This window comes from Collimonas arenae (assembly GCF_001584165.1).
GTDB lineage: Bacteria > Pseudomonadota > Gammaproteobacteria > Burkholderiales > Burkholderiaceae_D > Collimonas > Collimonas arenae.
The window spans coordinates 3,873,322-3,884,959 of the sequence record NZ_CP013233.1; the positions used below are offsets into that span (position 1 = coordinate 3,873,322).

At 55.2% G+C, this 11,638-nt stretch carries 10 protein-coding genes; 6 read left to right on the top strand and 4 right to left on the bottom strand.

Annotated features, from left to right (window positions below):
* Nucleotides 1–887 precede the first annotated feature (887 nt).
* The gene (gene ylqF / locus CAter10_RS17740; protein ID WP_082797979.1) at nucleotides 888–1,823 is read right to left on the bottom strand and encodes a ribosome biogenesis GTPase YlqF; all 936 of its coding nucleotides are present in this window, start codon (nucleotides 1,821–1,823) and stop codon (nucleotides 888–890) included.
* A gap of 131 nt (nucleotides 1,824–1,954) precedes the next feature.
* Nucleotides 1,955–2,893, bottom strand: a complete 939-nt coding sequence (locus CAter10_RS17745; protein WP_061534459.1) for a histone deacetylase family protein — start codon at nucleotides 2,891–2,893, stop codon at nucleotides 1,955–1,957.
* A gap of 266 nt (nucleotides 2,894–3,159) precedes the next feature.
* Between CAter10_RS17745 and CAter10_RS17750 the strand changes: the two genes are divergently transcribed.
* From CAter10_RS17750 to mltB, 4 genes are read left to right on the top strand one after another with little or no spacing between them, the layout of a single operon-like run.
* Nucleotides 3,160–4,080: an AAA family ATPase gene (locus CAter10_RS17750; RefSeq protein WP_061534460.1), complete on the top strand. Its 921-nt coding sequence runs from the start codon at nucleotides 3,160–3,162 to the stop codon at nucleotides 4,078–4,080.
* 35 nt (nucleotides 4,081–4,115) lie between these two features.
* Entirely contained in the window at nucleotides 4,116–5,117 is a 1,002-nt protein-coding gene (locus CAter10_RS17755) for a DUF58 domain-containing protein (protein ID WP_061534461.1), read from the top strand.
* Entirely contained in the window at nucleotides 5,114–7,222 is a 2,109-nt protein-coding gene (locus CAter10_RS17760; protein WP_061534462.1) for a transglutaminase TgpA family protein, read from the top strand. Before CAter10_RS17755 ends, CAter10_RS17760 begins: the two co-directional genes overlap by 4 nt.
* Nucleotides 7,213–8,340 carry a lytic murein transglycosylase B gene (gene mltB / locus CAter10_RS17765; RefSeq protein ID WP_061534463.1) on the top strand — a complete coding sequence of 376 codons (1,128 nt, stop codon included), beginning with the start codon at nucleotides 7,213–7,215 and terminating at the stop codon, nucleotides 8,338–8,340. Before CAter10_RS17760 ends, mltB begins: the two co-directional genes overlap by 10 nt.
* Nucleotides 8,341–8,483: 143 nt before the next feature.
* On the opposite strand, the gene CAter10_RS17770 is transcribed toward mltB, so the two are convergent.
* A complete protein-coding gene (locus tag CAter10_RS17770) occupies nucleotides 8,484–9,020 on the bottom strand; it encodes a YaeQ family protein (protein ID WP_061534464.1) in 537 nt (178 codons plus the stop codon).
* 189 nt (nucleotides 9,021–9,209) lie between these two features.
* On the opposite strand from CAter10_RS17770, the gene CAter10_RS17775 reads away from it, so the two are divergent.
* Together CAter10_RS17775 and CAter10_RS17780 are read left to right on the top strand one after the other, a co-directional pair.
* Nucleotides 9,210–9,782 carry a DUF1415 domain-containing protein gene (locus tag CAter10_RS17775; RefSeq protein WP_061534465.1) on the top strand — a complete coding sequence of 191 codons (573 nt, stop codon included), beginning with the start codon at nucleotides 9,210–9,212 and terminating at the stop codon, nucleotides 9,780–9,782.
* A 448-nt stretch (nucleotides 9,783–10,230) separates the two neighbouring features.
* On the top strand, nucleotides 10,231–10,569 hold the full coding sequence (locus tag CAter10_RS17780; RefSeq protein ID WP_061534466.1) for a hypothetical protein: 339 nt from the start codon (nucleotides 10,231–10,233) through the stop codon (nucleotides 10,567–10,569).
* A gap of 57 nt (nucleotides 10,570–10,626) precedes the next feature.
* Here CAter10_RS17780 and cysM read toward each other — a convergent pair whose 3' ends face one another.
* The gene (gene cysM / locus CAter10_RS17785) at nucleotides 10,627–11,529 is read right to left on the bottom strand and encodes a cysteine synthase CysM (RefSeq protein ID WP_061535443.1); all 903 of its coding nucleotides are present in this window, start codon (nucleotides 11,527–11,529) and stop codon (nucleotides 10,627–10,629) included.
* Nucleotides 11,530–11,638: the final 109 nt, after the last annotated feature.

An 11,638-nucleotide genomic window follows, 5' to 3' on the forward strand; every position in this document is an offset into this window, starting at 1 on the left:
GCACAAAACCTTTGAAAATTATCATTTCAGCACATTCGCTTTTCGTGGTTTGTGTGATGACGGCCTGCGATTCGCTACTTTTTTAACATCATTGGATGTCAAATATCACCGTTTTACTAATGTGCCAAATGTTAATTTCATTTTATATTTATGTCATCTAAATAAGTTCCCGTAAGTCGCAAATAAACAACGGAAAAAATCATATATGACTAAAGAAAATTAAGACAAGATTTGGCCAAGTTGAACAAAAAAAGACCATTCGGACACAAAAACATTTCATAAGTCATTGTAAAAATTGATAATTTTATGCTATTCCCATAACTTATATCAAAAATCAATAGTTTCCAAAATGGAAAATAACTTTGTCGAAAATAACTGAAAAAAATAATTTCGTGGCCGAAAAAAACAAATGACTCACGGCATCTATTTCCAACTGGAAATGATAAATATGTTTCTCAAAAGAAAATTATCAAACAACAAAGGAATGTAAAAGCCGGAGATTTTACAATTACAGAAAATTGGCTGTGACATTGCAAAACAACAACATTGCGGTACCAGCATATCAACGGATTAAATGACAACTATTGATTGACTTGGACATCCGAGAGAAACGCGTGCCTTGAGATAGCACTGTTTGATGTCAATAAAACAGCTATTGATACAGGTCTGCCATCCTTCCTGGAGGATGGCACCGATACAACAATCGGAATACCGCGCGACAACAAGCTGGAAATGTAAAATTCGCCAAGAATCTGCAGGGAGTTGGTGAAAAACCGTCAATGAACAACTGTCAAATCAGCTGTCAAATTTCGCGCCGCTGCGCACAAGAAAAAAGCCCGCAACAACCTGAGGTTGTTCGCGGGCTTTTAACCGTCTTGGCAGGAGACTTACTTTGCGTCGTCCTGATCTTCGTCGCTAGCCGCAGCAGCATCGGCCTCAGCCTGTCTTTGCGCCAGCTCTTCCTGATAACGGGCCAGCAGCGCAGCGCGCGTCTGCGGAGTTTCCAGACTGATGCGCCCGAGCGCGCCGGTCCGGTAATCCTGTAACAGGGTGTGCGCTGCTTTTTCCAGGTCCAGATCACCGCCCTTGAGACGGAATCCGCGACGGGTGGCCACCCCCTCAATCACGCTCACGCCGTCAATCCCGTCGGTCTTGAGGCCATAGCGCGCCGCCAGCAGGGGCGCATAACGGACCAACAACAAATCGGCCAGGAAAGTGGCAACTTCTTCCTCGATCAATGCATTGCTGCCGATTGCATGGCTGGCTGCCAACATCAAGCCGTCGCTCGGATGGGCGATCTTTGGCCACAGCATGCCAGGCGTGTCGATCAACACCATGTTGTTACCCAAGTACAAACGCTGCTGCACCTTGGTCACCGCCGGCTCATCGCCGACAGCCGCGACGCGGCGCTTGAGCAAGGCGTTCATCAACGTCGACTTGCCGACGTTGGGAATCCCCATGATCATCATGCGCAACGGTTTCAGCGGCGTGCCGCGATGCGGCGCCAGCGCCAGGCACAAACCCGGTATCTTGGCGACATCGGACGGCTTCTTGCAGCTCAGGGCAACCGCTTGTACATTTTTTTGCGCGTTGTAATAGCTGATCCAGGCCTGGGTGGCGACAGGATCTGCAAGATCACTCTTGTTGAGAATTTTCAGGCAAGGGCGCTGGCGATGCAGGCGCAACTGCTCGATCATGGGGTTGCAACTGGCTTGCGGCAAACGCCCATCGAGCACTTCGATCACGAGATCGACCTTCTCCATAGCTTCCGCCGCCTTCTTGCGGGCGGCGTTCATGTGACCGGGGAACCATTGTATGGACATGCGTTGTCTTGTCTGGCGAAAATAAACCGCTATTGTACGGACTTATTCCTGTTCCACCGCAAAGCGCGTAGCTAAAGAAGGCCTGGCGTAAGCCTGCATCGGGCCTCATCCAGGCTTCTGGACACTCTCTGTCACTCGAGATCAGCCAATACTTTCAAATGAGCAACCACACTGCGGCCCAGTGCAGACAGATCGTAGCCCCCTTCCAGACAGCTGACGATCCGCCCCTCCGCATGCTGGGCGGCTACGCGCATGACCTGCCGCGTCAGCCAGGCATAATCTGCCTCGACCAATCCCATCTGCGCCATGTCGTCTTCCCGGTGCGCATCGAATCCGGCTGAGACGAATACCATTTGCGGGCGATGTGCATCCAGCGCAGGCAGCCACTTCTCGGTCGCCAGCTGGCGCACCACGCTGCCGTCGCTATAGGCCGGCACTGGGACATTGACAGCATTACCGCCAGCCGGTTCGGCGCCGCTGAATGGGTAAAACGGGTGCTGGAAGAAACTGACCATCAACACCCGCGGATCCTGCGCAAATATCTCCTCGGTGCCGTTGCCGTGATGCACATCGAAATCGACTATCGCGACCCGTTCCAGCCCGTGCATGTCCAGCGCATGGCGCGCCGCTATCGCAACGTTATTGAACAGGCAAAATCCCATCGACGTGGTCGACGTTGCATGGTGCCCCGGCGGGCGAACCGAACAGAATGCGTTGTCGATCTCGCCCTTGATCACGGCATCCGTTGCCGCCAACGCAGCACCCGCCGCCCGCAATGCCGCCTGCCAGCTGTAGCCGTTGATCAGGGTGTCAGCATCCAGCGGATAGCAACCAGGCTTGCCAGTCAGCGCCAGGCTATGCTCCCGGACCAGCCCAATCATCGCAGCACTGTGCACCCGCGCCAGATCGCTCTCCTGTGCCAACGGCACGCTACGGTAGTCCAGCAGTTGATCAATCCGGCTGGCGATCAATTGGTCCTCGATCGCCTGCAGCCTGGCCGGCGATTCCGGATGCCATGATCCCATCTCATGCAGCTTGCAATCGGGATGCGTATAGAAAGCAGTAGTCACTTGATTTCGCCAAAGGCCTTTCTTAAATGTACCCCGGCATCAACACCGGGCATCGCATTTGCGTCTCCAACATCCAATCCATAGTGTACCCAAGAAAGGAGTGATGCCAAGACTATGCGCTGTTACTCCGTTGTTTCTCTTGACGGAAATCAAGCCTACTCCTAAAACTTCTCACATTTCCAAAAAGGAACTAGGTTAATTTCAGGGAAGTTTGTATGATTCTTCTCCACAGTGTCACACCAATCAACAGAACAACAGAAAAGCCCATGTTCGCGAAAATCCACGCAGTTGCAAAGCAGGTCAACCAGGTTGTCGTCGGCAAGGACCATCAAATCCGGCAAGCGCTGGTATGCCTGCTGGCAGGCGGCCATTTGCTGATCGAAGATGTCCCGGGCGTCGGCAAGACCACCTTGGCTCACGCGCTGGCCATTTCGCTTGGGCTGCGTTTCAATCGCCTGCAATTCACCAGCGATCTGCTGCCGGCGGATGTAGTCGGGATTTCCGTGTTTGACCGTGAAAAGACGAGCTTTGTCTTTCATCAAGGCCCGGTGTTCACGCAAGTGCTGCTAGCCGACGAAATCAATCGGGCCACACCGAAAACGCAATCGGCGCTGCTGGAAGCAATGGAAGAGCGCCAGGTCACGGCGGAAGGTATCACCCGCGACCTGCCGGATCCATTCTTCGTCATCGCCACTCAAAATCCTGCGCACCAGGTCGGCACCTTTGCCTTGCCGGAATCGCAACTCGACCGTTTCCTGATGTGTCTCTCACTCGGCTACCCTGACGCCGCTGCCGAGCGCGCGTTACTGATGGGTGAAGACCGTCGCGTCCTGCTGAAATCCATGCCGCCGGTGATGCAACCGGCTGAATTGATCGAAGCCCGGCAGTCATTGAAACAGATCCATACATCAAGCAAGCTGATCGACTACGTACAGGCACTGGCGCATGCATCGCGCCAGAATGGTCTGTTTGCCGAAGGCATGAGCCCGCGTGCAGCGATTGCATTGTTGCAGGCTGCCCGCGCCTGGGCGGCACTGGAAGGCCGTAACCATGTGATTCCGGAAGATGTCCAGGCGGTGCTGGTGCCGGTCACCGCCCACCGCCTGCGCCCGCTCAAATCGCACACCGGCAGCGCGCTTGGCGGTCGCGACCTGGTGCTGCAGTTGATGAAGTCGGTTGCGGTTTAAGGCGCTGCGCATTATCGTCTCGGTCGACTACCCCTATGCTGACCTCACTACGCAAAAAAATCCGGCATTGGCTGAACAAGTCATTGTTTCAGCTGCGCGAAGCTGAACCGGGGGAGGTCTTCCTGACCCAACGCCGCGTGTTCATCGTGCCGAGCCGGCCCGGCCTGGCATTTGCCGTGACCCTGGTGCTATTGTTCCTGGCATCCATCAATTACAACCTCAGTCTCGGCTTTGCTTTGACCTTTCTGCTGGCGGCATGCGCAGTCATCGACATGCACCTCACGTTCCGCAACCTGGCCTATCTGCATCTGTCCGCCGGCAAGGTGGCGCCCGTGTTTTCCGGCGAAGACGCGTTGTTCGAGCTGCACGTGATCAATCGCCGCAAACACCCTCGCTATGCAATCTGGCTGGGCTTTATTGGTCGCGGCTTGCCCGCGCTGGAGCAACCGGTCGATATTGCCGCCCATGCCGCTAGCAACGTAACGCTGGCGGTGACCACCAGCGATCGCGGCTGGCGCCCGGCTCCCAGGATTCGTCTGCAAACCCGTTTCCCGCTTGGTCTGTTGCGGGCCTGGAGCTACTGGCAACCGGATTGCCGGGCGTTGGTCTATCCGCAACCTGAATCGTCGGCATCGGTGCCGCCACTGCCGCTGGCGCCCATGGAAAGAAGCGACGGCAACGGTTCGGCCGGCCACCAGGATTTCGCCGGCATCCGCACCTATCAGTCCGGCGATTCGCTCAAGCACTTTGCCTGGCGCCAAATCGCCAGGCTGGATACGGACGATGACGCCAAACTGATCGTCAAGCAATTCGAGGGAGGAGCGGTGAGCGATCTGCTGATCGATTACGTCTCCCTGCCCTACGGCATGGATATCGAAGCGAAGCTGTCGCGCATGACGCGCTGGATACTGGAAGCGGAAGCGCGCCAGTTGCCCTATGCGTTTCGTCTCGGGGACACGCATTACGAGGCGGCGATCGGTCCCGCTCATCGGCAAGCGTGCCTGCGTGCGCTGGCACTATATGAAGGTGTGGCATGACGACGCCGGTCCAGCACCTCAAGTCAGAGTTGGAAAGTACGCAGATTTTTCGCAGCTCCAGCGCTTACATGCACAACCTGCCGCGCGACAAGAGCGATACCTTGCTGCTGCTTGGCGCCTGCGTCATGGTGCTGCTACCGCATTTTCTGCACCTGTCCTGGTGGACCTCGGCCATCTGCTGCGGCCTGCTGCTGTGGCGCGCCGCGATCACCATGCGCGGCCAGCGCCTGCCGCCGATGTGGCTGCTGCTGCCGCTCGCAGCGTTATCCATGGGCGGCGTCTATCTTGACTTCCGCACCCTCCTCGGCCGCGATGCCGGAGTCGCGATGCTGGTGCTGCTGCTAACCTTCAAGCTGCTCGAGATGCGCGCCCGGCGCGATCTGTTCGTGGTGCTGCTACTGAGCTTTTTCCTGCTGCTCACGACTTTTTTTTATTCGCAATCGCTGCCGTCGCTGTTGTGGATGATCGCCACGCTGGTGCTGATCCTGACGACGCAACTGTCGTTCCAATACACCGGCAAACAACCGCCGCTCAAGCAGCGCCTGCGCCTGGGCGGCATGATACTGGCCATGGCGCTGCCGTTGACGCTCATCCTGTTCTTGCTGTTTCCGCGTATCCAAGGCCCGCTGTGGGGACTGCCGGGCGACGCACATGGCGGCCGCACCGGTTTGTCGGATAGCATGGCGCCGGGGAATATCTCGCAACTTGCCATGTCCGATGACATCGCTTTCCGCGTCAAATTCCTCGACCCGCAGCCAGCTCCCGCCAAGCTCTACTGGCGCGGCGTGGTGCTGACGCATTTTGACGGCAGGACCTGGACCCCGGGCTTGACGAGTCGCGCGACTACCAATGACGAGGCTGCCGCCACACCAAATGCGGCGACATCCGTTCGCCAGCAAATCACGATGGAACCCAACGGCCAGCGCTGGCTGTTTGCCCTCGAAACCCCGCAAGCGCCGCCGGCGCTCGCAGGCATCTCGACCCGCATCACTCCAGAACACCAGATTCGCGCAGCCCGTGTCATCGGCGAGCGGATTCGTTACGATGTCGTTTCAAACCTGGCGCCAGTGGTATCGGAACGCATCAATCCAGTCGATTTGCAGCAAGCGCTGGCCTTACCGCAAAACTACAATCCGCGCACCAGGGAGTTTGCTGTAAACCTGCGGGCCAGAACCCTCGGCGACCGAGCCTTGGTCAACGCCGTCTTGCATTTCTTCCGAAATGAAAATTTCAGCTATACGCTGGAGCCGCCGCTGCTCGGCCGAGACAGCGTCGACGATTTCCTGTTTTCCAGCCGTGCCGGGTTTTGCGAGCACTATGCCAGTTCCTTCGTATTCCTGATGCGCGCCGCCGGCATTCCGGCACGCGTGGTCACTGGTTACCAAGGCGGCGAAACCAATCCGGTCGACAACATGATGACCGTGCGTCAATCGGACGCGCACGCCTGGGCGGAAGTGTGGCTGCCGCCGCATGGCTGGGTGCGCGTTGATCCCACCGCCGCGGTCGCACCAAACCGGATTGAAACGCAGCTCAGCAACGTGCTGCCGCATTCCTTCTTCGGCGGTCTGCTCGGACCTGAGCTCGGCAAAAGCAACTGGTGGTCGGCATTAAGCGACGCCGCATCAATTGCACGCGCCAATTGGGAAGCGTTGGGCAATGGCTGGAATCAATGGGTTCTCAATTACACACCGGCGCGCCAGCAAGGATTGTTGCGCTGGTTGGGCTTGGGCGAGTTCGATTGGCGCAGCCTGACGATCCTGATGCTAGCCATCGGTGCAGTAGCTGCCGGTACGGTTACGCTGCCCTTGCTACTGGCACGAAACAAGGCCAATCCACTTGATACGGTATACTCCGCGTTATGCGCGCAGATGGCGCGACGCGGCCTCCCGCGGCACAAGCATGAGGGGCCGCGCACCTACGAACGCCGCCTGTGCGCCAACGATTCGCCGTTGTCGCCGACGGCAAAACTAGCGGTGCAACGCTTCATGAGTTTGTACGAAATCCTGCGTTATGGCGCTGATTACAGCAACGATGACGGCAAGGATACAATTCCGCCAGCGCCTTTAATGGCAAAACTAAAACTACTGCTCTCCCAATGTCGATGAAATCTTCCGTAGGCCTCCATAAAATCGTCCAGCTATGCGCCATCGTAGCGGCGATCTCGATCAGCCCCAACCTGCAGGCGCAACAAAGCAGCGCAACCAAGTCGCCATCGGCAAAAATGCGCAAAGCCAGCAGCACCGCCGACGACGGCGAATTCGTCAATTTCGCCGAATGGAAGGATGTCTCGGACTTCATCGACCAGATGGTGGAGAAAGACGGTTTCGACAGAGGCGAACTAGTCGCAATGTTCAGCAAGATTCGCCACGTTGACAGCGCAATTCAGCTGATGAAGCCGGCGCCTGCCAGCAAACCCAAGAACTGGGCGGCCTACCGTGCGCGCTTTGTCGAGCCGGTGCGTATCCAGGCTGGCGTGGAATTCTGGAACACCTATGCCGACGCGTTGAATCGGGCAGAGGCGCAATATGGCGTGCCGGCTGAAATCATCGTCGGCATCGTCGGCGTTGAAACTGTATACGGCCGCAACGTCGGCAATTTCCGCGTGATGGATGCGATCACTACGCTGGCATTCGACTATCCGAACACGCCGACGCGCGATGCCCGCATGGCTTACTTCCGCGGCGAGCTGGAAAATACGCTGCTGTTTGCAAGGGAGTCAGGCATTGATCCATTCAGCTTGCTCGGTTCGTATGCCGGCGCCATCGGCTGGGCGCAATTCATGCCAAGCAGCATTCGCCAGTATGGCGTGGATTTTGACGGCAATGGCAGGATCGATCTGCGCAACTCGCCGATCGATGCGATCGGCAGCATCGCCCACTATCTGGCGGAGCATGGCTGGAAAACCGGCATGCCGATCGTGTTCCCGGCGACATTGTCGACCGACACCAGCGTCGAAAACCGCTGGCAGGCATTTATCGGACAAGGGCTGGAGGCGAAATATTCGTTGGACGACCTGATGGCCGCCGGCGTCGTGCCGGGCGTGGTTCCGCCAGCCGACATGCGTTTCGGCCTGATCGATTTGCAAAACGGTCAGAACCCTACCGAATATTGGCTGGGCACAGACAATTTCTTCGCCATCACCCAATACAACCGCAGCTTCTTCTACGCCATGTCGGTGGTCGATCTGGGACGCGCAGTACGCGTCGCGCGCGACCAGCAATGAGGAAAGACTGGGCATGATGAAGTCGCGATAGTGTCAGATTCAGTGGCTTTGCACTCGACTCAACGCCCTGCTGCAACTGAGGGCGCAAATGCGGCGGCGCCATTCGCCGCTAACCGATTCGTGTCGCGCTCTTTAGCGCTTACCTATGCGTTACTGACACTCAGTTCGACTTCGACGGTTTCATTATTGGCGGTAAGCCAGATCTGCCCATCCTGAATCGTGCATTGCAGCTGCATATTGCGTTGCGCCAACCGAGACAACGCCTCACTGCTGGCCGCGGCAATATTGATGACTGTCAGGTTGCGCGCACGCGCCACCTTGCTGCTGATCTGGTTCCACCATATGTGACTGGTACTGCTGTAGCTGTACACCACCACTTGGGCAGCACGTCCGCAGGCTTTCAGGATGCGCTTTTCATCCGGCTGCCCGACTTCTATCCATAGGTCGATGGCGCCGGTCAGGTCCTTGGCCCACAAATCCGGTTCCTCGGCATCCGACAAACCCTTGCCGAAAGTCAACGCGGCCGATGCATGGCGGGCGAAGGCCAACAGGCGTACCATCATGCGCTCGTCGGTTTCAGACGGATGACGGGCAATCGTCAACGCGTGTTCCTGATAATAATGACGATCCATATCGGCAATTTGCAGATCGGCTTTGAAAATAGTTGCTTTAAGGGCCATAACGCCTATTGTTATATATAAATGGATCAAACCCGGCGTGACGCACTCACGGGATCGGAAGAATAACCCGATTTCTTTAAATTGGAGAACATATATGGCCTCGGGGCCGCTTCTGCCACATTCTCCGAGGTGCTAAGGCAGATTTCCATACTTGTCAAAATTGCTTGCAAATAGATTACAAATTAAAAAATGAAAACAGCGACATCGTCAGATCAGGAAGTCTTTTCCAGCGAAGTGATCGCTCACACGAAGCTATGGCTGGAACGCGCCGTCATCGGACTCAATTTGTGTCCGTTTGCCAAGGCCGTCTTCATCAAGGACCAGATACGCTACGTCGTCAGCAGCGCCCAAACACCGGAAGAATTGCTGGCGGACCTGGTCAGAGAACTTAATTACTTGCAGGAGGCAGATCCAGAAAAAACGGATACAACCCTGCTGATCCATCCCGATGCATTGCGGGATTTTCTCGATTACAACGATTTCCTGGATGTTGCCGATGCGGCAATTGAAGAACTAGATCTGGAAGGAGAGCTACAGGTGGCCAGCTTTCATCCTGACTATCAGTTTGCAGATGCCGGGGCTGACGACATCACAAACTATACCAATCGCTCACCCTACCCAACCTTGCACCTGCTGCGCGAAGCCAGCGTTGAACGTGCAGTCGATGCGTTTCCGGAAGCGTCTGAGATTTTTAATAAGAATATGCAAACCTTGAGTCGGCTCGGCTTGGACGGTTGGAGGAAAACACTGCAGGAAGGCTAAGACGACGCCTGGGTCGAAGATTGAGACAAAAACCAAAGTCGATGCATCAATAGCACTGAATTGATACAATCACAATTGTTATATGTTGTAAAACTGATTTTCCTTGTATTTTTTACGGAAAGTTACTAAATAGTAATAGACATCGTAATAAGAAAATTTTAAATTGAGCATGTGCAACTTATTTGTATATTTGGTCACTAAACAAAGATTACCTTGCTTTCTGCCAATTCAATGTGCAATACGCTGTGCGATGTAATTAGCTGTATCGTCGGTCCCATGAAGAAATGAACAGGGAGTTTCTTTATGATAAAAAAGTGCTCAAAAACAGTATAAAATACGGCAACTTGCAATTTAGCCAATAAAACAGGAAGGTGCACTCCGTAATAGCGCAGTCAGCATTACGTAATCACTCTCTATATATCAACTAGGATAACGGAATTAATTGATTATGACTATCAACACTACCCCAGACGCACCTACCAGCAACAAGCTCGATGAGCAGGTGACATATGACCCAAATCATCTACTGGACTCATTGATCGACAAGTTGCATTTGAAAAATGATGCGGCCCTGTCGCGCTCACTCGAAGTTGCACCTCCGGTCATCAGCAAAATCCGCCATCGCCGCCTGCCGGTTGGCGCATCGTTGCTGATCCGCATGCACGAAGTAAGCGACCTGACTATTCGTGAATTGCGCGCCCTGATGGGTGATCGCCGCGAAAAATTCCGTATCAGCGACAAGCAATTCAAGCCAAAAGACAAGATCGAAGCCGAAAAGCTGAAGTAATCAACATGTCGGCTATATCCCTGCACTATTGCGGCATGCTCCTTGGAGCATGCCGCTTTAGGCAGGGAAAACGCCTGTAGACAAGTAACGGTCGCCACGATCGCACACGACGAACACAATCGTCGCGTTTTCAACTTGCTGCGAAATCCTGAGCGCCACTTCACATGCCCCTGCTGCTGAAATGCCGCAGAAAATCCCCTCTTCGCTCGCCAGTCTTCGCGCCATGTGCTCGGACGCAGCCTGGCTCACCGATTCAATCTGGTCCACCCGCGTATTGTCATAAATTTTCGGCAGATAGGCTTCCGGCCATTTTCTGATACCTGGAATTTGCGAGCCCTCTTCCGGCTGCGCACCGATGATGCGTATCTCCGGATTCTGTTCCTTCAGGTAGCTGGACACGCCCATGATGGTGCCGGTGGTTCCCATTGCACTCACAAAATGGGTAATTCGCCCTTCGGTGTCGCGCCAGATTTCGGGCCCGGTCGTTTCATAATGCGCCAACGGATTATCGGGATTGGCAAACTGGTCGAGAATCAGGCCTTCACCGTCTTTCTGCATTTTTTCAGCCAGGTCACGCGCATACTCCATGCCGCCGGTCTTCGGCGTAAGAATGATCTTGGCGCCGTATGCTGCCATGCTTTGGCGCCGTTCCTCGCTCAGGTTTTCCGGCATCAGCAACACCATCTTATAGCCGCGCATAGCCGCTACCATCGCCAATGCAATCCCGGTGTTGCCGCTGGTCGCCTCGATCAGCGTATCACCGGGCTTGATCTGGCCGCGCATTTCAGCATGCTTGATCATCGACAGCGCCGGCCGGTCCTTAACCGATCCAGCCGGGTTATTGCCTTCCATCTTGCCCAGGATAATATTGTTCCGCTGAGCCGCATCGCTGCCGGGAATGCGCTTCAGCTGTACCAGAGGGGTATTGCCGATTGTGTCTTCAATAGTCAGATAAGGCATAGTTTGATCAGGCGTCTCGTGCAAAAAGCCCATTTTAATATGAGACCTTGTTACGCGTATCGATGCCGGGAAATCCTGGCGGAAGAATCCGTCGCCATCCAGCTAATCG